Below are 22113 nucleotides of genomic sequence, written 5' to 3'. Positions count from 1 at the left end.
TTGCCAACGGCGAAGGGCTCTGACCCCGAGATGCCGCCGGTTGATGCCGCTGGTGGGGTCAGAGCCTTTTGCCTGTGGCAAAAGGATCCGACCCCCGATGGGAGCCGCGCATTCATACTGGGCGACAGGCAATAAAAAAGCCCGCTTGCAGCGAACTGCCAGCGGGCTCTGCTCCCTCCCCCACGTCGGGATGCAGGTCCATCGTGCGGGCTGCGAAAGCACTTTGCACGCTGCACTGCAAAACAAAACCGGCGGGTTTGGGTGACCCCTGCGGGAAAAGCCATTCCACGAAGGTAGAACCCCCCGTACGGCGGGGGATGGCCGATAATCGGGATTCCCCCCAGCAACACGTGTCGTCATGTCTGTTGATCGCATCGCCAACGCGCGTCTCCGTGACCGCGTGGTCTCCGCAGAGGCCGCAGCCGCGCTGATCCAGCCCGGTGAAACCGTGGCCATGAGCGGCTTTACCGGCTCTGGTTACCCCAAGGCTGTTCCCGTCGAACTGGCCCGCCGCATCGAAGCGGTGCACGCCCAGGGCCTGCCCTTCCAGATCAGCCTGATGACCGGCGCCTCCACTGCGCCGGAACTCGATGGCGCACTGGCCAAGGCCGATGGCATCGCCATGCGCATGCCGTTCCAGAGCGATCCGGATGCGCGCAACCGCATCAACGAGGGCAAGCTGGACTACATCGACATCCACCTCAGCCACGTGGCCCAGCATGTGTGGTTCGGTTTCTATGGCGAGATCGATACCGCCGTGATCGAAGTCTCGGCCATCCGCGAAGACGGTTCGCTGGTGCCGTCCACCTCGGTCGGCAACAACAAGACCTGGCTGGACCTGGCCAAGAAGGTGATCGTTGAGGTCAACGAATGGCAGCCGGCCGGCGTCGACGGCATGCATGACATCTACTACGGCACAGCGCTGCCGCCGCACCGCAAGCCGATTCCGCTGGTGAACGCCAACGACCGCATCGGTGACACCGCGCTGCGCTGCGACCCGGACAAGATCGTGGCCGTGGTGCGCACCAACGGCCCGGACCGCAACAGCCCATTCAGCCCGATCGATGTGACCAGCGAGCAGATCGCTTCGCACCTGATCGAATTCCTCAAGCACGAGGTGAAGAAGGGCCGCCTGCCGCCGAACCTGCTGCCGCTGCAGTCGGGCGTGGGCAATATTCCGAACGCGGTGTTGGCCGGCCTTGCCAAGAGCGGCTTCCGCGACCTGGCCGCGTTCACCGAAGTCATCCAGGACGGCATGCTCGATCTGCTGCGCGACGGCGTGCTGAGCTACGCTTCGTGCACCGGCTTCGCGCTGAGCCCGCAGGCCAACGAGACGTTCAAGGAGAACATCGATTTCTATCGCGAGCGCATCATCATGCGCACGCAGGAAATCTCCAACCATCCGGAGCTGGTGCGCCGCCTCGGCTGCATCGGCATGAACGGCATGATCGAAGTGGACATCTACGGCAACGTCAATTCGACGCACGTGATGGGCACCCGGATCATGAACGGCATCGGCGGTTCGGGTGACTTTGCGCGCAACGGTTTCCTGTCGGCGTTCCTGAGCCCGTCCACCGCGAAGAACGGCACCATCTCGGCGATCGTGCCGATGGCCAGCCACGTGGACCACACCGAACACGACGTGTCGGTGATCGTCACCGAACAGGGCCTGGCCGATCTGCGAGGGCTGACCCCGCGCAAGCGTGCGCAGGTGCTGATCGACAACTGCGCGCACCCGGATTTCCGCCCGCAGCTGCAGGACTACTTCGACCGTGCCAGCCGCGAAAGCTACGGCAAGCACACCCCGCACCTGCTGCCGGAAGCGCTGTCGTGGCACCAGCGTTGGCTGGATACCGGCACGATGAAGGGCTGATTGCCGTCGGGGTCGGATCCCTTTCCATTGTAAAGGGCTCTGACCCCAGGGACGGACATCGGGTAGAGCCGGCAGCTGGCCGGCTCCCCAGAACAGCCGGCCAGCGGCCGGCTCTACCTTCACGCGGTGCGCAGCGCCGCCAGCGATTCGGCCTGCAGCCGCTCGTAGATTTCGAACTCGTCATTCACCGCCACGCCCAGCGCCTGCTCGAAGGCCTCGCGGTTGGCGTGTGCGGCATACGCACGCTGTTCTTCACCGCCCAGGTTGGACTGGAAGATGCCTGCGGCACTGACCGGCAGGAAATCCTCGTAGACGATCGGGTCGGCCGTGGCCAGGCCTGCGGCCACCAGCACTTCGGCCGGCAGGCCGGCCACGCGCTCCGGTGCGGCGCGGCCGGCGTCGGTCAGCTGGTAGCGGTAGTAACCCAGTCCTTCCTGGCGCAGCGTGTCATGGTCATCCGGGAAGCTGGCGAACACCGCCTGCAGGCGCTGGCCGTAGCCGCCACCGGTGCTGCCTTCGCCACCGGCATCGCGTGCCTGCGACAGCAGCTGATCGTACAGTGCGCGGCCCTTCGGGGTCAGGGCAAGGCCACGCTGTTCGATCTCGCCGAAGCGCGCGGTGTGGGTGCCGGCGTCGCCGCCCTCACTGTCCGGGAAATGCACGGCTTCTTCCAGCGCCTTGAAACTGGTCTGGCGCAACAGGATCGGGCAGGCACGGCGCGGCGGCCCTTCGATCACCGCTTTGGCCGCCATGCCGTGCTCGATCATTGCCGCCTGTGCGGCGTCGATATCCAGCGTGCGCGGGGTCAGGTGGTTGATGTGCGGGCCGCGGAAGCTGACCACGTCGGCCACCAGCCGGTGCGCGTTGTGCAGCGCGTGGTAGGTCGGCAGATCGACCGTGGCATCGCCGTGCCAACGGAAGGTTTCCAAGGCTTCATCGACAAAGCGCTCGGCGTCGGCCTGCGACAGCCCGCCGTCACGCTCGGCCTGGTCGATCAGTGCCAGCGCGCCATCGGTAAAGATGCGGCGGCCGGCAAGGATCTCCGCCGATTCGGCGCGCAGCGCTTCGTCTTCGATCAGCTCCAGGCGCAGCAGCGAGGTGAACACGCGAAACGGGTTCTGCGCCAGCGCCGCGCCGGTGAGCGGGCGGAATGCGGTGGAGTGCACCGGCACGCCAGCCACCGACAGGTCGTAGTAGCCGACCGGGTACATGCCCATCACCGCGAACAGGCGGCGCAGCGTGGCCAGCTCCTGCACGGTGCCGACGCGGATCGCGCCGTGGCGCTCTTCGTCCAGGCGCGCACGCTCGTCGTTGCGCTGCAGCTGCGCGGCCAGCGCCGGGTCCTGCTCCAGCACCTGCGCGTTGATCCGCTCCACCAGTTCCACCAGCGTGCCGTACAACGGCACTTCGGTGCGGTACATGCGGGACATGGCCTGCGCGAACAGGCGGCGGATCACATCAGGCGAAACGAAAGAGGCGCTCATCAGTCACTCGATTACGGGAACGGGGAACAGCTCGAACCCGTATTGTCGCCGGAGCGCGGCGCGGCGGCGATATGCAGAGCAACATGGCGCCCAGCCCGGTAGGCCGGTGGGTGCGAACCTTGGTTCGCACTGGTCTGGGGGGAAGGAGCAAAAGGCGTGCGAACCAAGGTTCGCACCCACCAGAATCAGGCAGCGGCCAGCACTACCGCTTCAACTGGTGCTTCAGGGTGGCATCCAGGGTGATCGGCCGGTCCCAGTGCTGGTAGCTGGCCACGATGGCGTGGCGCACGGCGCGGTAATGCAGGTTGTCCGGCTTGGTCGGCATGCGCTTCACCACCGCCTCCCAACCGCCCTCCGGGTCCTGACTGAAGGCGCGCACGCTGTCGCGGCAGGTCTGGCCGCTGGCCTTGGCCCAGAAGCAGGCGAAGTAGATGTCCCCGGCCTGCCAGCCATGGGTGGTGAACAGCGCGCTGATGTAGCCGCGCGGCACGCTGGCATAACGCGACACTTCGTCGAGGAAGGCGTCCGGGTAGCGTTCGGCGTAGTGATTGACGTCCTGCAGCTGGACATCGACCCAGCTGTCGCCGGTTTCCACCTCGTAGGCCGCCGAGCGCGCGGCGGTCTGCTGGGCCAGCACGGTGGCCGGCGCCAGCAGCAGGGACAACAACAGTGCGCGCAGTCGCAGGTTCATGCCCCGATTCTGCCGCAGCCGCCGGGTCCTGTCAGGCCGCCGCCGAGGCCTTGGCCTCGATCGCCGCCAGTGCGGCCGGCCAATCGTGGGCGGTGTCGGCGGTGACCATGCGCGGTTCGTCGTCGGCCACGCCGTGCTGGGTCTCGTGTGCCCAGGTCACTGCGTACGGGGTATGCACGCCCCAGCCGCCCAGGGTCACCACCGGCTCGATGTCCGAACGCAGTGAGTTGCCGACCATCACGAAGCGCTGCATCGGCAGGTCGAATTCGGCCAGCACGCGGGCGTAGGTTTCCGGGTCCTTCTCCGAGACGATCTCGATGCGCGGGAACAGCTCGGCGAGATTGGCGACCTTGATCTTGGCTTCCTGGTGGAACAGGTCGCCCTTGGTGATCAGCACCACCGGATAATCTTCGGCGATCGCAGCCACCGCTTCGCGCACGCCGTCGATCAGCTCGACCGGGTGGCGCAGAGTGTCGTGGCCGATCTCCAGGATGCGCTGGATGTCCTTGGCCTCGATGCGCTGGCCGGTGATGTCGATGGCCGCTTCGATCATCGACAGCGTCATGCTCTTCACGCCGTAGCCGAAGGTACCCAGATGGCGCTGCTGCACTTCCAGCAGGTGACGCGCGGTCTGGGTGTCATGCACGTCGACGTAGCGCGACAGCAGGTCAAGATAATCCTGCTCGGCCTTGCGGTAGTAGTCCTCGCTCTTCCACAGCGTATCGTCACCGTCAAAACCGACCAGGCCGATGGCGCGCGACGGCGCAGGCGTGGAGGTGTTCATCGCGCAAGGATACAGGGGCGGCGATGACGAGAAAAACCCGGGCGGCCGCAGCCGCCCGGGTCCCCATGCACCGGTCTTCCCGAATCAGGCGTCGATCAGCGGCCCTGCGCCGCGCCGGCACCCGCACCGGCCTGCTGCGCGGCCACGTAGGCCTTGTACTCATCGGCGCTCAGCTCGCCGTCCTTGTTGGTATCGGCCTGGTCGAACACCTGGGCGAGGCCAGCGTTCACCTGCGCCTCGGTCTTGCTGATGGTGCCGTTGCCATCGGTATCGATGCTGGCCCAGGTCTGGCCACCGCCGTTGGCCTGTGCCGAGGCCGCTGCGGCCGCATTGGTCGCCTGGTCAGCCGCCTGCCCTGCCTGCGCCGCCGACTGCTGCGCCTGCGCGGCCTCATTCTGTGCCTGCGCGGCCTGCTGCTTGGCCGACTGGGCCATCGCCGGAATGGCCAGCACGCTGCCGGCGGCGACGATCAGGGCGATCAGGGGCTTGCGGTTGCGAATAGTCATCAGGGGTGTCTCCTACCAATTGGGTGGTGTTGCGCGGCGTGTTGTCTCCGCACGGCACCTACCCTGCCACCGCCTTTCTGAATCGATTTTGGGCCATGATCCGCCTCCACACGCACGATTAACCACTGGCTCGCGCGCATGCATTAGCGCGGTGGTTAGGGTGGAGTGAGTGGCTCATAAGCTGCGCATTCAGCGCTGCCGGATTTAACCGGCAGCGAACGAAAAACCTGCGTCAGTCGACGTTTTGCGCCGATGACCGCGAACTGAACACCACCCAGCCGAGGGCAACACCGGCGAGTGCACCGGCGATTTCCAGCACCACGCGGCTGCCGAGTTCGTTCGGATCGTGGATGGTGGCGAGGAACAGGCGCGCATACAGCGGCGACTCCAGGCGCACGATGCCCATGTAGAACAGCTTCCAGGCATCGATGCCGGCGGAGATGATCACGGCGATGACACACGACCAGCCGATGGCGTGGCCGACCGTCCAGTGCAGAAGCCGGCACAGTTGCGACCACAGGAAGTACACCAGCAGCCCGACCAGCAGGGCGATGGCGCCGGCTTCCAGGGTACCGAGCAGGCCGAAGTGCAGGGGAAGGTTCATCGGGTGGGCTGGGATGAAGAGGCGGCCAGTGTAAGGGATCTGTCCCGGACCCAATCCGTTAACCACGGTAGATCCACGCCATGCGTGGGTGAATCTCCGTCGAAATCGAATATCTCGAGAATTGAACGAAAGGCATCCACGCACGACGTGGATCAACCGTGTCGACCAAGGTCGACACCTACCAAGAGCAGCGGAAAATTGTCGAGGGCGCCCCCTGCCTATACCCCCTAAAGCACTGGCACGTCGTACGCGGTGCCGGGGTCCGGTTCGGGCTGCAGGGTGTAGTGCCACCACTCCTTCGGGTAGTTGGCGAAGCCTCGCCGGGCCATCGCGCTTACCAGCTGCTGCCGATTGGCCTGCTGTGCATCGCTCAGTCCGCTCGTCTGCGTATGCGCACGCGGGCCAAAGAAATCGAAGTCGGTACCCATGTCCATCGGCTTGCAGCGGCCGTTGCGGCAGTCCAGCAGACCGAGATCGACCGTGGCGCCGCGGCTGTGGCCGGAGCGCTCGGCGATGTAGCCGTCGGCCAGCAGGCGCGCCTTGTCCAGGTCCGGGTACTGCAGCGCCTTCCGCGAAAGCTCGCTGGGGTCGTTCACCCAGGCCATGAAGGCCTGCACCGAACGCACCGGCCGGTAGCAGTCGTAGAGGCGCAGGCCAAAGCCATCCGCGCGCAGGTCCTGTTCCACCTGCGCCAGCGCCTTCGCCACCGGCGCCAGCAGATAGCAGGACGGTGCCTCGTAGCCCGGCACGCGCGCGCCAGTGAAGTTGTTGGCGCCGGCGTAGCGGATGTCCATCTCGATGCCTGGCGACAACGTGCGGATCTCCACCAATCCGGCGCTGGCTGCATCGGTGGCCGGTGAAACGCGCGGTGGCTCAGCGGCGCTGGCGCTCGCCGCCAGGGCAATCGCCAGTACGAGTGAAATGCAGGTCCTGGAAGTCATAGCTGAAGTCGATGTCCGGGTCGATGGCACGCAGGTCCAGCGTGGGCGGCGCACCGTCACCGGGCTGCAGCCACGCCTGCGCGTCTTCGCCCAGCGTATCCCAGCGCAGCAGCCAACGCCCCTGCAGTTGCAGCACGGCACCCTGCAGCCGCGGCGATCTGTCCACGCTGAAGCGCAGGCCGTCCTTGCCCGGGCACAACGAGGCCGGGCCCAGCCAGGGGTCGGTGTAGCGGCCCTGCCAGTGCTGTAGATCGGACGCCGACGTCTGCCGCGCGTCCGACGTCACTGGCCGCTGATGCCCGGACGCTGCCCGCGTTGCCTGGTCTGCCTTCAATTCGGCCAGGTACTCCATCGCAGGCCGCGCACGGTCCGCTGCGGTGAAGCGCTTCAGCGCAGCCTGCATCAACGCCGTGCGCGCGTCCTCGCCTTCGCCATTGATCAGCATCACCACGCCCACCTTGCGATCGGGCAGCAGCGCCAGCGACGAATACATGCCCGACAGCGTGCCGGTGTGCGCCACCTTCCACTGTCCATCCATGTCGGACACCCGCCAGCCATAGCCGTAGCCATGGAAGTGCGCGTTGTCCCAGCGCCGCTGGCGCTCACCCAGCGGCATCGGCATGTGCAGGGTCCACAACGTGCGCCGCTGCTCGTTGCCCAGCCAGTCCGGCACCAGGGCAGGATCCAGCAGCACCTGCATCCAACGCGTCATGTCACGCAGCGAACAGCGGATGCCGCCAGCTGCCATCGACGGCAGGTCAGGGCTGGTCTCGCCGTCGGCGTTCACCACCTCATTGCGATCTCCGCGCCAGGCGTGCGGCTGCGCCACATTGCCCACGCGCTTCACCGACCATGCCCCCACTTGGCAGCGCGTCATGCCCAGTGGTTCAAACACCTGCTCGCGCATCAGCTGGTCGTACGGTTTGCCACCGGCCGCAGCAGCCACTTCACCGGCCACCACGTACATCAGGTTGTCGTAGGCATAGTGGCTGCGGAAGCTGCTAACCGGCTTCAGGTGCGCCAGTCCGGCGATGATATCGGCGCGGGTGAACGTGTTCGGCTCCGGCCACAGCATCAGATCACCAGCGCCCAGGCCGAGACCGCTGTTGTGGATCAGCAGATCGCGCACCTGCATCTGCCGGCCGACCCACGCGTCATGCATGCGGAAGCCCGCCAGATGCCGCTGCACTGGATCGTCCCAGCGCAGCTTGCCCTGTTGCACCAGCCGCGCCAGCAGCACGGCGGTCATCGCCTTGCTGTTGGAGGCGATCTTGAACAGCGTGTCCTCGTCGATGCGGCCTCCATCACCGCGCGCCCCTTCGGCATGGCGATAGACCACGCGCCCGTTCTCGACTACTGCCATGGCCAGCCCGGGCAGATGCTCGACGCGGACCACGGCGGCGATATCCGCATCGATGGATGCGGTATCGACCGCCGAAGCGGAAGGAACCGCCAAGGCCGCCAGAATCAGCAGGCTGTACATGGGCGCCTTGATCTCCGGGACCTCAGCTCAGTAGGCCCAGGTCACGGTCAGCTGCGCATAGCGCGGCGACTGGAAGCCGGTACCGTAGCCATACATCGGATTGGGCGTGCCGATGCTGTCCTGCGGCTCGTAATCCTGGTCCACCGTGACCACGCGCTGCTGGTTCAGTACGTTGTACACCGCCAGCTTCAGACGAAGATCGGTGGGAATCGGCACCTTGTAGGACACGCTCACATCGAGGTCGTAGGTCCACGGCGTGCGGCCGTCGCCACCGCGCGGCGAATGCACGAAGACGCGCTCGGACGGCACCGTCGACTGGCAGTTGGACACGCACACGTAGTAGCTGTGGAAGTCGGTGTCGTCGAACGGGTTGCCGGCGCCGAAGCGGGTGATCGGGCTGCCCGACTGCACGCCCAGGGTCGCGGCCACGCTCAGGTTCTCGGTCAACGCGTAGCTGCCACGGAACTTGAACTGGTGGCGACGGTCGTTGGCCAGGTAGCCGTAGCCCCGGTAGTTGACCCACGGGTTGTCGAAGTTCTCGGTGCGGCCGGCATCGGCAAAGTCGGTATCCGAATTCACCGGTCCTTCGGCGTTACCGCGGCCATAAGCCAGGGTGTACGACGCATTGAAGCCCCACTTGCCGTCCCAGGCCCGGTCGACCTGCAGCTCCAGCGCCTTGTAGTCACGCTTGGGCTTCACCCAGCCGCGCTGTCCCACGTAGTTGCCATCGTCGTCGTACAACGCCCAGCCTTCCTTGGAGGTATCGATGTCGATCCAGCCATCGTTGCTGCCATCGCAGTTGGTATCGCCCCACACCCTGTTGGTGCGCCCCGGATTGCCCATGATCCACACGCCGTCGATCGCACCACACTGACCGGTAGCAGTGATGTTCATGTCATCGATGGCGTTGTGCAGGCGCCGGTAGGTGACACTGGCGGCAACCGACCACGACGCGCTCAGCATGTGCTGGAAACCCAGGATGGCTTCATCCTGGTAGACCGGGTCCATGTCGCGGTTCACTTCCGCACGCAGGTCCGGCACGCTGCCATCGCCCTGCGAGTTGTCGACCGGGCCGATCTGCGCGCCCAGGTTGGGAATGTTGTTGCTGGCACCGGTGTAGCCCAGGAACTCATACCAGGTGCGCTCATCGAGGAAGCCGCCGGCCTGCTTGATGTTGATGACGTTGGCCACCGGCAGGTAGTAGCGGCCCAGGTTGCCGAACACCTTGGTGGTGCCATCGCCACGCACATCCCACGAGAAGCCCAGACGCGGCGCGACCATGTTGTCGATCTTGATGTAGCTGTCGCCGTCGCCACCCTTGTTGTCAAAGCTCTCCACCCGTGCACCGATGTTGAGCAGGAAGTTCGGGGTGACCTGCCAGTTGTCTTCCAGGTAATACGCCGAGTTGATGGTCTCGAACGAGCCGGCCACTTCATAGCGGCGCGTGCGTGCCACCAGGCCGCTGGCCGGTACCGTACCGCCATTGAGCGGGCTGCCCGGCGTGCGGTAGTAGATGTCATAGCGCAGGCCACCGGGGCCAGGATAAGCGCGCTCGTAGTCGGAGGTATTCTCCTCGCGATCCAGGCCGAAGCGCAGCAGGTGATTGCCGATGGACCATTCAAAGTCGGCGCGGGCCGCCTTGCGCGTATCCAGCGCCGATTCCAGCTGCGAGCTGCTGGTGCAGCTGCGGTCACCCTGAAGGCTGGGCGGAATGCCGTCGGCCGCGGTGCGGTTGTCGAACACGCGGTTGCAGTTGTCGTCCATCAGCGAGCTCTGCACGCGGTTGCGCTTGTTCTCGCCATACATCAGCTTCATGGTCAGATCGTTGTTGACCTGCCAGCTGTAGGTGCCCGACCAGTTCTTTCCGCCCACGGTATTGACGACCTGGTTGCTGCGCTCACCGATGATGTCGCCGCTGCCGTAGTCGTAGCGATAGACATCGGTGAGGGTCTTGTTGCGGTCGGAGAAGCCGAACAGCGACAGCATCTGGTTGTCGGTGATCTGCCAGTCCAGCTTGCCGCCCCAGAAGGGTTCATCGGCCTTGCCCTGGTTGAGGAACGTGCCGGCATCGTTGGTGGATTTCGGCCGATAGTCACGGGCTTCGTACATGCCGAAGAAGAACAGCTTGTCCTGCACCAGCGCGCCGGAGGCGAACACGTTCAGCGCACTGCGGCTGTAGTCGTCCTGGCGAGCACTGATGTAGCGGCTGCCGGTGCTGTCATAACGATCGCGTGCCTGCGATTGCCACGCGCGCGGTTCGAACACCAGCTCGGCGCCCGCCTTGAACTCGTTGCTGCCCGAGCGGGTAACAGCATTGATCACGCCGCCGGTGCTGCGCCCGAACTCCACCGAGTAACCGCCGGTCTTGACCTGGAATTCCTGGTAGAAGGCAAACGGCACTGACGAGAAGCCGACCCGGTTGTAGAAATCGGTGACGTTCAGGCCGTTGATGTAGACCGTGTTCTCGGCCACCGACGAGCCGCCGAATGAGATGCCCTGGCCGCCCAGTGAGCCCTTGCCCTTCACTGCGCCAGGCGCCAGCAGCGCCACTGCGGTGATGTCACGATCCACCGGCAACCGCGCCAGTTCCTCGCGGGTGATGTTGGTGGCTGATTCGGTGGACTTCACGTCCACCATCGACACTACCTGCGGAGCGCGCACCTCGACCGTGCCCAGCGTGCTGACCGCACCCAGCGGCACGTTCACCGTGGTTGCACTGCCCAGGCCGACCGTAACCTGGCCCACGCGGCTGGCCGCGCCGCCCGGCAGGCTCACCTCCATGTCGTAGGTGCCGACCGGCAGCAGCGGGATACGGTAGCTGCCCTTGCTGTCGGCCTGCACGGAACGCACAAAGCCGGTTGCCGGATTGCGTACGGTGACCGTGGCGCCTGCGGGTACGCTGCCGGCGTCGCTGGTAAGGCGACCGACCACGGCACCATCCTGTGCCAGTGCGCTGGGTGCCAGTGTTGCCAGGCACGTGCCGAGGGCGATGCACAAGGCCGCCCGCTTGATGGTGTAAGCCTTCATCCCCTGCTCTCTCCTGCAAGAATTGAATGGTGGTGTGGGTGGTGTGTCGCGCTAGCGTTGCCCGGCTGGCAGTACCCGCCACTGGAAGTCGTAGTTCCATTGGTCGAAGTACAGGTTGCCGCCTGACCACTCGGCCTCGCCGCGCTGCGAGTCGACCGTTTCCGAGCGGTAGTACTGCTTGGCCGGCACCAGGGCCTGGCCGAAATCGTCGTTGAAGGCGATGCGGTAGCCGTCGAGGCCACCGAGGTAGAAATCACGCAGGGCGGGCGTATCGCTGGCCAGCGCACCAGTGGTCACGTCCATCGGCAGCCAGCCATACGGCGCCAGGTAGACCTGCCCCCAGTCATGCAGGTTGTTGTAGCCGCTGCCATCGTCGGAGAACACCATGCCCGACTGCCAGCGCGCGGGAATGCCGTTCATGCGCAGCAGCGTGATCAGCAGCAAGGTTTGTTGTCCGCAGTCGGCATGGCCGGCGCGCAGTGCGTAATCGCTGATGTTGCTGATGGTGGAGTATTCGCGCGCGCCGGCCCACGGAATGCGATCGACCGCGGCGAACAGCCTGCGCACCACTTCGTATGGGCGTGTTTCACCCTGCAACACCTGGTCGGAAAACAGCTTCAGCGCCGGGGTGAAGCGCACATGCGGCAGCTGCTCGGACAGGTAGGGTTTCAGTGCCGGGTCGGCCGGTGTCGGCTGCACCTTGGCCGGATCGATCGCGGTGTGGCGCGCGAAGATCGTCAGCGCGTAGCGGATCTCGAAGCGCATCGGCTGCCCAGCCACCGCCTTTGCTTCCAGATAGGCGGTGCGCTGCTGCGTGCTGGCCGGTGCCACGCGCGCCCTGCCGGGGGTGCTGCCCAGCCACTGCACCTGCTCCTGCTGGCCAGGAATTTCGCGCGGGTATGGAATCCACGCTCGAACCATTTCGCCGGCAGGCACCGCATCGGCCTTGACCGTCAGCGACTGGGTGAATTCGATGCGCTGCGGCAGCACCGAGGCCTGGCCACTCTGTTCTGCCGCCGCGATCACGCGCGCATGGTGAGCATTGAGCACTTCGTTCGGGCCGGGCGCCGGCATGGGCGCATCCGCGCGGCGGCGTGCGCGCGCTTCGTCGCTGAGCAGGAACAGGTTCGACGGTGCACGTTTGAAGTACCAGCGCGTGCCGTCGATATCGAGATGTTCGATCAGGCCAAGCTGGTCCCAGCGTGCGAATTCTTCGTCAGTCAGGTCGGGAATCCAGCGCCGCACCGCCGCCTTGGCAGCGGCTTGGTCCAAGGAGAAATCCAGGCGGATTCGCCGCATGCGCTCCTGCTGGAAGGCGATGTCCTGTTCGCTGACGCCAGGCTCGGCTGCGTCAGCAGCCGACCAGGTATCCAGTTCGCTGCCGGCTTCGGAGAACCGCCCGACATCGATCAGCTGCACCACCTGCGCGAACTGCGTGGCCGACGGCGGTGGCTGCGCTGCTGCGGACCACGCGCACAGCAGCAGCGCGGCACTCAGGCCGGCAGCAGCAGGCAGACGCAGTTTGCGAACGGCAGGATCCACAGCGACACTTCCCATGCGCGGGTGGTAACGGCTGTGTAACACGGGCCGGGAGACCGGTCAATAATTTATTCTTGCTTTCGACTCCGAAAGGAATAAATATTCCAACAGGCATTCGAGGAGGGTGTGCAGCGCATGATCCTGGCTTCCCGCGAACCGCGCCGGCACTGGCCGCGCCGGTTGACCCTGGCCCTGTGCGTGCTGGCCGCCCCGGCCTTCGCACTCGCTGCCCCGACGCCTGATCCCGGCGCGCCACTGCCCTATGTGATCGGCCTGCACGAGGCCTACCTCACGCCGGACTACTGGGCAGCACGGCTCGAGAACGCCGACACCCCGGTCCTCGACCGCACGCAGATCGACGCCCAGAACGCGCGGATGCGGGCGCAGGACAGCCACATCCAGGACATCGCCGTGCTGCCCGCACAGCTTGATGCGGCGGCGGTGCGCGGCAGCATCACCGCACTGTCGAGCTGGCCCGCCCGCACTCTGTACAACGACAAGGGCCAGGCCATCACCCCAGCACTGCGCAGCGCAATCGAAGCCAACCTCGGTCTTGATGCGATTCCCGCGCAGACGACACCGCAATACGGGCTGGTGGTGAAGCGCGCCGCACTGCGCACCTTCCCCACCCGCGAGCGCGTCTTCAGCACCGTCGGCGACACCGACATCGACCGCTTCCAGGAATCGGCACTGTTCCCCGGCGACAAGGTCGCCGTGGTCCATCGCAGCGCCGATGGCCGTTGGCTGTTCGTGCACAGCGAACGCTACAGCGCGTGGATCGAGGCCGATGCCATCGCCAGCGGCGACAAAGCCACCGTGCTCGGCTACGGCGCGAAGGGGCCGTACCGGATCGTCACCGGCGCCACCGCACAGACCACCTACGCCCCGGAGGAACCCCGCGTGTCGCGCCTACAGCTGGACATGGGCGTGCGCCTGCCGGTGCTGGCCGAGTGGCCGGCCGCCGAGCCGGTGAACGGCCAGCAGGCACATGCCGCGTGGGTGGTGCAGCTGCCGGTGCGCGAAAGCGATGGCCGGTTGAAGCTGGTGCCGGCGCTGCTGCCGCGTTCGCAGGACACCGCAGCCGACTACCTGCCGCTGACCCCGCGCCTGCTGTTGCAGCAGGCCTTCAAATTCCTCGGTGAACGCTACGGCTGGGGCCACGACTACGACACCCGCGACTGCAGCGGTTTCGTTTCCGAGATCTACCGCAGCTTCGGCGTGCTGCTGCCGCGCAATACCAGCGCGCAAGCGGTCAGCCCGGCGCTGGACCGCTTGCCGTTCACCACCAAGGACGGCAAGGCCGTGCGCGACCGCGCCGTTACCGACCTGCAGGTGGGCGACCTGGTCTACATCCCCGGCCACGTGATGATGGCCATCGGCCACGTCGACGGCCGCACCTGGGTGATCCACGATACCGCGGGCGGCAGCTGGTTCGGTGCCGACGGCAAGCGCGTGCAGGCCCATCTCAATGGTGTTTCGGTCACCCCGCTGGAGCCGATGATGGCCAGCGACAGCGTCCGCTACATCGACCGCATCACCAACATCCAACGCCTGCGTGCCAAGACCCCCTGAATGAAGATCACTGCCATCGAACTGGGCATGCTGCGCGTGCCGCTGAAAACACCGTTCAAGACCGCCCTGCGCACGGTGGAAACCGTGGAAGACGTGGTGGTGCTGATCCGCACCGATACCGGCCACACCGGCTACGGCGAAGCGCCGGCCACTGCGGTGATCACCGGTGACACCCACGGCTCGATCATCGAAGCGATCCGGCACTTCATCGCCCCGCGCCTGATCGGCCAGGACGTGGCCAACCTCAACCGCCTGTGCACGCTGGTGCAGACCGCGATGGAGCGCAACAGCAGTGCCAAGGCGGCGGTGGAGATCGCGCTGTACGACCTGTGGGCACAGCTGCATGGCGCGCCGCTGTACCAGATGCTGGGTGGCGGCGACCCGGTGATCACCACCGACATCACCATCAGCGTGGACTACATCGACAAGATGGTGGCTGACTCGCTGTCGGCGATCGAACGCGGCTTCGAGTCGCTGAAGATCAAGGTCGGCAAGGACATCGGTCTGGACATCGAACGGGTCAAGGCGATCCACGCCGCCGTGGAAGGCCGCGCCCTGCTTCGCCTGGACGCCAACCAGGGCTGGACCGCCAAGCAGGCCGTGCACGCAATGCGCACGCTGGAAGAAGCCGGCGTGGTGCTGGAACTGCTGGAGCAGCCGGTAAAGGCGGCCGACATCAGCGGCCTGAAGTACGTCACCGACCGCGTCAACACGCCGGTAATGGCCGACGAAAGCGTGTTCAGCCCGAGCCAGGTGATGGACCTGATCCAGCAGCGCGCGGCCGACATCATCAACATCAAGCTGATGAAGACCGGTGGCCTGTCCAACGCGATCCGCATTGCCGATATTGCCGGCATCTACGGCGTGCCCTGCATGATCGGCTGCATGATCGAATCGAGCATCAGCGTGGCCGCCGCGGTGCATCTGGCTGTGGCCAAGAGCGATGTGATCACCAAGGTCGACCTCGACGGCCCATCGCTGGGCCAGTTCGACCCGGTCAGCGGCGGCGTGCATTTCAACGAATCGGAGATCAGCATCAGCGACGTGCCGGGGCTGGGTATCACCGAAGTGCGCGGGCTGGAGATGCTGGGTTGATCTCTGCCTTGCGGCTGGCCTGGCGTACAACTGACTTTGGGTCGGGCGTTACTTTTCTTTTCGCGAAAAGAAAAGTAACCAAAAGAAACGCTCCGCCGGCCGCGAGCCGACGTGCTGCGCACGCCGGTGCCCTGCGCTCCTCGGGCCGCCGAGGGACAGCGCGGAACTCGCTGCGCTCAGACACCCGCGCCTCTTCGCCCTCGCCGGACCTGCGGTGCTCGGCTCGCTTGAAGGCGGACTCAACGTCAAAGGCAACAACTGCACCCCGTAGATCCACGCCATGCGTGGATGCTCCTGCTTCTGCTCTACCCCGTACCCCCCTCGCGGCTGGCACGCGCGCGATCTATCCGGGGTCGGGCGGGCGGGGCTTGCGGGGGTGTCCGCCGCATGGGCCCGAGGCATGCCTCGGGCGGGCTGGGCAGGATGCCCAACCCCGGTCTTGCCGTTTGCGCAGGACAGCGCAAACGAGCAAGCGCGGCCAAGCCTACACGGACGTACTTGCGGCGTCCCCCGCAAACCCCGCCCGCCCGACCCACCACATAATCTGCTCTACGCTGCCAACCGCAACGCGCCTATCCATGCCCGGACGCCCCGCATGCCGCCCCTGCTGAAAATCCGCACCGAGCGCGGGCAGATGTCGGCCATCGAGCGCCGCATCGCCGACTTCATCCTCGACAACGCGCACCTGCTGCGCGACTACTCCTCGCAGCAGCTGGCCAGTGCGCTCGGCATCAGCCAGTCCAGCGTGGTCAAGTTCAGCCAGAAACTCGGCTTCAAGGGCTACCCGGACCTGAAGTATTCGATCGGCCAGGACGTGGCCCGCGCGGGTGCCGACCCGCAACAGGCGCCCAGCGAACCCGACAGCGGCGATGACTACCTGCGCCTGGGCGACGCCCTGCGCCGCAGCAAGGCTCTGGCCGAGGAGGAAACCCGCCAGGCCAATCCCCGAGAGGAGATCGAGCGCATCGTGCAGCTGCTCGATGGGGCACCGAAGCTGTTCGTGTACGGCCTGGGTGATGACGGCCTGTACGCGCGTGAGTTCGCCATGCGGCTGTCGCTGCTCGGGCTGCTGGTGGTGCCACATACCGACCCGATCCTGATGCTGGCCAATCTGTCAGCGGCACGCCCTGGTGACGCGCTGCTGATGTTCTCCGAGTTCGGCAACCTGCCCCAGCTCTCGCAGCTGTCGCGGCAGTTCCAGGACATGGGCGGCAAGGTGATTTCCATTACCCGCCACACCGCCAACCCGCTGCGCGCGCATGCTGATGCCGCGCTGGCGGTGTGCGCGCACGACCGGACGCCGCAGGTCGCGCAGCTGCTGTACCGTAGCGCCATGCACGCGCTGCTCGATTTCCTGTTCGTGCTGCTCTGCCACGCCAATCCGGACCGCCAGCAGCAACTGGCGGTGAACCTGGAGCGGATCGACCACCTGCTGGATTCCTGACCGGAGCGCACGTTGATGAAATCGCTGGCCCGCCTCGCCACCACTGCGCTGCTGCTTGCCGCTGCGGTGTCCGTCCACGCCGCGCCGCTCGATGGTGCACGCCAGCTGATCGTGGTTACCAGCGACAACTGGGACAGCACCCAGGGGCAGCTGCAGGCCTATGTACGCGACGGCAAGGGCTGGCACGCGCACGGGCAAGCCTTCCCGGTCGCGCTCGGCCGTACCGGCAGCGCGTGGGGCCTGGGCCTGCATCCGGCACAGGGCGATGGCCCGCAGAAGCAGGAAGGCGATGGCCGCAGCCCGGCCGGCGTGTTCGCGCTCGGCAGCGCCTTCGGCTATGCCATCACCCGTCCCGGCACCGCGATGGCCTACCAACCCATGCTCGAAAGCAGCTACTGCATGGATGTGCCCGGTTCACCGTTCTACAACCGCATCGTCGATGCGAAGAAGGTCGGCAGCGCCGCGATCAAGGGCTCCACCGAGCCGATGCGGCTGGACCTGCACAACAAGGGCGACGTGCGTTACCAGGAAGGCTTCGTGATTGCCCACAACCCGGACAACCTGCCCGGCAAGGGCAGCTGCATCTTCGCCCATCTATGGCGCGCGCCCCGTGAAGCCACGGCCGGCTGCACCGCCATGCCGCAGCCGCGCATGCAGGCGCTGCTGGACTGGCTGCGGCCGCAGGATACGCCGCGCTTCGTGCTGCTGCCGCGCGCCGAGTACAAGCGCCTGCAGGCACAGTGGCAGCTGCCCGCACTGAGCGGAGACGCCCGTTGAGCACCCCGGACGAACCGCAGCTGCAGCGCGCGGTCAGCCGCTGGCAGATCGTCGGCCTGTCGATCAACGACGTGATCGGCAGCGGCATCTACCTGTTGCCGGCCGCCACCGTCGCCCTGCTCGGCCCCTTCAGCCTGTGGGGCGTGGTCGCCGCCGGCATCGTCGTTGCGTTGCTGGTGCTGTGCTATGCGCAGGCCGCCAGCTACTTCGATGAGCCCGGTGGCAGCTACCTGTATGCCCGCGAGGCGTTCGGCCGTTTCGCCGGGTTCGAGATCGGCTGGATGATCTGGCTGACCCGCATCAGCTCGGCGGCCGCATTGAGCAACGCGCTGGCCGATGCGGTGGCACGCTTCTGGCCGTGGGCCGGCGCCGGCATGGGCCGCATCGCGGTGATCGTGGTATCGCTGGGTTTCCTCACCGGCGTCAACATCATCGGCGTGCGCTCGGCCGCGCGGACCGGCGTGGTGCTGGTGATCGGCAAGATGCTGCCGCTGCTGCTGTTCGTGGCCATCGGCGCGTTCTACATCGATCCGCAGCTGGTGTTCTCCGGCCAGCGCCCGGACCCGCACGACCTGCAGCGCATGGGTGAAGCCGCCTTGCTGCTGCTGTACGCCTACGCGGGCTTCGAGAACATCCCGGCTGCGGCCGGCGAGTACCGCAACCCACGCCGCGATATTCCGTTCGCACTGATCACCATGATCATCACCGTCACCGTCATCTATGGAGCGGTGCAGGTGGTGGCGCAGGGCACGCTGGCCGGGCTGTCCAGCTCGGCCACGCCGCTGGCTGACGCCGCCGCCGGCTTCGGTGGTGAGGCACTCGCGCTGATCCTGACCGTGGGCGCGACCATTTCCATCCTCGGCACCAACAGCAACACGATGATGATGGGCCCGCGCTTCCTGTTCGCGCTGGCGCGCGATGGCTACGGGCCGAAGATCCTGGCGCAGGTGCATCCGCGCTTCCATACACCGGCCGCATCGATCCTGTGCCAGGGCCTGATCGCGCTCGGGCTGGCGCTGTCGGGGTCATTCGTGCAGCTGGCGCTGCTGTCGATGACCACGCGCCTGTTCGCCTACATCGGTACTGCCGCCGCAGTACTGGTGTTGGCCAAACGCTACGCCGACCGCCCCGGTACGCTGAAGCTGCCCGGTGGCCCGCTGATTCCGGTGCTGGCGCTGTTGCTGTGCCTGGCCCTGTTCGCCAGTGCCAGCTGGCAGAACATCGCCGCCGCGCTAGTCGCCTTCGCCATCGGCGCGGTGATCTACAAGTTGCCGCGAAAGGATGCCGACGCCGGGTGATCGGTAGCGCCGGGCCATGCCCGGCGGATTGATCTGACGATCACGCTGCCGGACCGGGCCGTTAACCGCCGCGCAGGCACGATCAGGCTTCGTCCACCACGGAGCCCTTCCATGACCGACTACCAGATTCCCGGCCGCGTGCCGGACGACAGCACCCCGCGCGACGCGGTCAGCAACTACTGGCGCGAGCGCTACACCTCTGAACCGTACTATGACGATCAGCTGTTCTTCGACGACTACGAACCAGCCTACCGTATTGGCCACTCGGCCCGCGCGCAGGACATGATCCGCGCCTACGAGGAAGTGGAAAGCGAACTGGAATCACGCTGGGCCAGCGAACGTGGCAAGAGCCGGCTGGAGTGGGCGCAGGCCCGCAATGCCGTACGCCGAGGCTGGGAGGAAGCGATCAATCTCGACCAGCGGCTGGACAAGGGCGTGCCTCGCGGCACCTGACTTGATCGGATGCCGGTAGCGCCGGGCATGGCCCGGCGCTACCGGTCGTTTGTCAATCCTGTTCCGGCAGCGGCGGCACGCCCGCACTGCGCTTGCTTTCACCGTCACCGGCGGCGATCAGATCACGAGTGTTCTTCTGCACCGCCACCGCGCCGAACAGCGACAGCGCGAAGGCCATGCCATAGAAGCCCTTCTCGCTCAGCACCAGAGTCGCGTTCCACAGGCCAACCAGAAGCAGCAGCAGCGCAGACAGCAATGCGAACCAGCACAGCGCGTAATACAGGCCACTCACCGGAATTCCCTCGACACGGTCGCGCACGCTCTTCTGCAGCGACACCGCTGCGAACAGGCCAAACAGGAGCAGGGTTAGGTAGTAGCCCTTCTCGTTCAGCGGCATCTCCGCATTGAACAGGCCTACCAGGTAGGCCACCGCGCCGAGCAGCAGGGCCACCCAGGAGGCGGCAATGAAGGCCGGCGAGGGTCGATGGATGATCGGTGCGTTCATTGCGGTTCCTTGCAGTCAGGCGGGCATGCTTTGCCCGGGCGAACCCACCCTAGACGATCCCGCCGCCGCCGCACAGGGGGAAACAGGACCTTCGGGCCAGGACCGTCACCGCCCCGGTGGTATACAAGGGAGAGCCTGGCCATCCGCATCCCCTTCCGCTGGAGATACCCATGACCCGCACGCCCCTGCTGCTCGCCCTCGGCCTGTTGCCGATCCTCGCCACCACGGCCTGCAGTGCCGCCGGCCCCGATGCCAGTGGGCAGAAGGCTGCCGCCGCCAGCACAGACGCTGCCGACCAGCGACCGTTCACCGCCACCGAAATCAGTCGTTTCGACCAGCCGTGGGCAATGACGTTCCTGCCCGATGGCAGCCTGCTGGTGACCGAAAAGCGCGGCAAGCTGCAGCATCTGGACCTGGCCAATGGCCAGAAGCATGAAATCACCGGTGTGCCCAAGGTCGCCTACGGTGGCCAGGGCGGTTTCGGCGATGTGATCCTGCATCCGCAGTTCGCCCGCAACCACGTCATTTACTTCAGCTATGCCGAAGAGGGCACGCTGGACACCCGTGGCGCTGCCGTCGCACGCGCCACGCTGGCGCTGGATGCCAAGGGTGGCGGTGAGCTGAAGGACCTGAAGGTGATCTGGCGACAGACGCCCAAGGTCAGCGGCGAGGGCCACTACGGCCACCGCCTCGTCTTCGGCCCGGACGGCAAGCTGTGGATCAGTTCCAGTGAACGGCAGAAGTTCGATCCGGCACAGGACATGGGCGGCAATCTCGGCAAGATCATCCGCCTCAACGACGACGGCAGCCTGCCCGCCGACAACCCGTTCGCCTCGCAGGGCGGTGTTGCCGCGCAGGTGTGGTCGCTGGGCCACCGCAACATCCTCGGCATGGCCTTCGACGCCAACGGCAAGCTGTGGGCGCACGAGATGGGCCCGGCCGGTGGCGACGAACTGAACCTGATCGTGCGCGGCGCCAACTACGGCTACCCGATCGTCTCCAATGGTGACCATTACGACGGCCGCCCGATTCCCGACCACAGCACCCGCCCGGAATTCGCCGCCCCGAAGGTGACCTGGACGCCGGTGATCTCGCCGGCCGGCTTCGTCATCTACAGCGGCAACCTGTTCCCGCAGTGGAAGGGCAGCGGCTTCATCGGCGGCCTGTCATCCACCTCGCTGGTACGTGTGGCCTTCGATGGCGACAGCGCGCGCGAAGCCGAACGCTTCAACATGGGCGAACGCATCCGTGAAGTGGAACAGGGCCCGGATGGCGCACTGTGGCTGCTGGAAGACGGCAACAAGGCGCGTCTGCTGAAGCTCACCCCGAAGACCTGACAGGGTGGTAGTGCCGGCCGCTGGCCGGCACGTTTGTCTGCAACGGCCCCGCACGCGGGGCCGTCTGCGTTCATTGAATGGTGATGACCTTCACCTCGGTCTTCGTGCAGGCCTGGTCCAGGCACTGGCCGTTCAACCACACCTGCCCATCGCCGATCATCACGCCCTGCTGGTTGACGAAGACCTTGCTGAAGTCCTGCTCGGACACCGCCTTGACCACCGCCGGGGTGATGATCTTCTCGTAGTTGCGCTGGAACTCACCGGGACCGGTGATCTTCTTTCCACCGCTGATGTTCAACGGGAAGCGCACTTCCTCGACCACGGCAGCGCGATCACCGCCGATCACCGCGGTCTTGAACGTGTTGAACACCTTCTCGTACTGCGCGGCATCGCCGAGCAGGGTTTCAATGCGCGCACGCGCATCCGCCGCAGGCTCATCCGTAGCGGTGGGTGCAGTTGAGGCGGGTTCGGCGGCAGGCTTGGCAGGTTCAGCCGCAGGCGTCGCTGCAGCACTGGCCTCCATCGGCGGCGGTGCATCCACCGCAGGCTCGGCCGGCGGCGCCGGCTGCGAACAGGCCGCCAGCAACAGGGCGGGAATCAACACAGCGATCATGCGCATGCGCGGGCATCCATCGGTTCAAGGATGCCGATGGTAGCGCCGGGCCATGCCCGGCGTGTTTGCCATGGGTGAGGACGCCGG

Annotated in this window: 19 protein-coding genes; 8 read left to right on the top strand and 11 right to left on the bottom strand. The window is 66.1% G+C overall.

Annotated features, from left to right (window positions below; translation table 11 throughout):
• Positions 1–358 precede the first annotated feature (358 nt).
• Positions 359–1873: a succinyl-CoA:acetate CoA-transferase ScpC gene (locus tag ACZK2G_RS02025; RefSeq protein ID WP_046984464.1), complete on the top strand. Its 1515-nt coding sequence runs from the start codon at positions 359–361 to the stop codon at positions 1871–1873.
• A gap of 119 nt (positions 1874–1992) precedes the next feature.
• On the opposite strand, the gene hglS is transcribed toward ACZK2G_RS02025, so the two are convergent.
• From hglS to ACZK2G_RS01980, 9 genes are all read right to left on the bottom strand, one after another.
• Positions 1993–3357: a 2-oxoadipate dioxygenase/decarboxylase HglS gene (gene hglS, locus ACZK2G_RS02020; RefSeq protein WP_478474524.1), complete on the bottom strand. Its 1365-nt coding sequence runs from the start codon at positions 3355–3357 to the stop codon at positions 1993–1995.
• Between the two features lie 202 nt (positions 3358–3559).
• A complete protein-coding gene (locus ACZK2G_RS02015) occupies positions 3560–4048 on the bottom strand; it encodes a hypothetical protein (RefSeq protein WP_478474523.1) in 489 nt (162 codons plus the stop codon).
• Positions 4049–4079: 31 nt separating this feature from the next.
• Positions 4080–4832, bottom strand: a complete 753-nt coding sequence (locus tag ACZK2G_RS02010) for an HAD family hydrolase (protein ID WP_253079822.1) — start codon at positions 4830–4832, stop codon at positions 4080–4082.
• Positions 4833–4927: 95 nt separating this feature from the next.
• Positions 4928–5338, bottom strand: a complete 411-nt coding sequence (locus tag ACZK2G_RS02005; RefSeq protein WP_004139214.1) for an EF-hand domain-containing protein — start codon at positions 5336–5338, stop codon at positions 4928–4930.
• 232 nt (positions 5339–5570) lie between these two features.
• A complete protein-coding gene (locus ACZK2G_RS02000) occupies positions 5571–5942 on the bottom strand; it encodes a hypothetical protein (RefSeq protein WP_032968343.1) in 372 nt (123 codons plus the stop codon).
• Between the two features lie 227 nt (positions 5943–6169).
• Positions 6170–6883 (bottom strand): M15 family metallopeptidase, encoded by a 714-nt coding sequence (locus ACZK2G_RS01995; protein WP_478474521.1) that lies wholly within the window; start codon positions 6881–6883, stop codon positions 6170–6172.
• Positions 6816–8366, bottom strand: a complete 1551-nt coding sequence (locus ACZK2G_RS01990) for a serine hydrolase domain-containing protein (RefSeq protein WP_478474519.1) — start codon at positions 8364–8366, stop codon at positions 6816–6818. Before ACZK2G_RS01990 ends, ACZK2G_RS01995 begins: the two co-directional genes overlap by 68 nt.
• Before the next feature lie 27 nt (positions 8367–8393).
• The gene (locus tag ACZK2G_RS01985) at positions 8394–11393 is read right to left on the bottom strand and encodes a TonB-dependent receptor (protein WP_337302608.1); all 3000 of its coding nucleotides are present in this window, start codon (positions 11391–11393) and stop codon (positions 8394–8396) included.
• Between the two features lie 51 nt (positions 11394–11444).
• On the bottom strand, positions 11445–12935 hold the full coding sequence (locus tag ACZK2G_RS01980; RefSeq protein ID WP_426354553.1) for a transglutaminase-like domain-containing protein: 1491 nt from the start codon (positions 12933–12935) through the stop codon (positions 11445–11447).
• Positions 12936–13067: 132 nt separating this feature from the next.
• On the opposite strand from ACZK2G_RS01980, the gene ACZK2G_RS01975 reads away from it, so the two are divergent.
• The 6 genes from ACZK2G_RS01975 (at position 13068) to ACZK2G_RS01950 (ending at position 19571) form a co-directional block, all read left to right on the top strand.
• Positions 13068–14504: a C40 family peptidase gene (locus ACZK2G_RS01975; RefSeq protein ID WP_046984476.1), complete on the top strand. Its 1437-nt coding sequence runs from the start codon at positions 13068–13070 to the stop codon at positions 14502–14504.
• On the top strand, positions 14505–15599 hold the full coding sequence (locus ACZK2G_RS01970) for a dipeptide epimerase (protein WP_253079375.1): 1095 nt from the start codon (positions 14505–14507) through the stop codon (positions 15597–15599).
• 595 nt (positions 15600–16194) lie between these two features.
• The gene (locus tag ACZK2G_RS01965; protein ID WP_046983879.1) at positions 16195–17043 is read left to right on the top strand and encodes a MurR/RpiR family transcriptional regulator; all 849 of its coding nucleotides are present in this window, start codon (positions 16195–16197) and stop codon (positions 17041–17043) included.
• A gap of 15 nt (positions 17044–17058) precedes the next feature.
• Positions 17059–17820, top strand: a complete 762-nt coding sequence (locus tag ACZK2G_RS01960; protein WP_478474517.1) for a L,D-transpeptidase family protein — start codon at positions 17059–17061, stop codon at positions 17818–17820.
• Positions 17817–19118 (top strand): APC family permease, encoded by a 1302-nt coding sequence (locus tag ACZK2G_RS01955; protein WP_478474515.1) that lies wholly within the window; start codon positions 17817–17819, stop codon positions 19116–19118. Before ACZK2G_RS01960 ends, ACZK2G_RS01955 begins: the two co-directional genes overlap by 4 nt.
• A gap of 111 nt (positions 19119–19229) precedes the next feature.
• Positions 19230–19571 carry a hypothetical protein gene (locus ACZK2G_RS01950; RefSeq protein WP_478474513.1) on the top strand — a complete coding sequence of 114 codons (342 nt, stop codon included), beginning with the start codon at positions 19230–19232 and terminating at the stop codon, positions 19569–19571.
• Positions 19572–19623: 52 nt separating this feature from the next.
• Here ACZK2G_RS01950 and yiaA read toward each other — a convergent pair whose 3' ends face one another.
• Positions 19624–20076, bottom strand: a complete 453-nt coding sequence (gene yiaA / locus ACZK2G_RS01945) for an inner membrane protein YiaA (RefSeq protein ID WP_046983882.1) — start codon at positions 20074–20076, stop codon at positions 19624–19626.
• Between the two features lie 170 nt (positions 20077–20246).
• Here yiaA and ACZK2G_RS01940 point away from each other — a divergent pair, with 170 nt between their 5' ends.
• Positions 20247–21413, top strand: coding sequence for a PQQ-dependent sugar dehydrogenase (locus ACZK2G_RS01940; RefSeq protein ID WP_478474512.1), 1167 nt, complete (start codon positions 20247–20249; stop codon positions 21411–21413).
• Positions 21414–21483: 70 nt separating this feature from the next.
• Here ACZK2G_RS01940 and ACZK2G_RS01935 read toward each other — a convergent pair whose 3' ends face one another.
• A complete protein-coding gene (locus ACZK2G_RS01935; protein WP_046983884.1) occupies positions 21484–22032 on the bottom strand; it encodes a hypothetical protein in 549 nt (182 codons plus the stop codon).
• Positions 22033–22113: the final 81 nt, after the last annotated feature.

It is taken from the genome of Stenotrophomonas sp. 107298_Sma, assembly GCF_056480345.1.
This window is presented reverse-complemented; position numbering and strand designations above follow the sequence as displayed.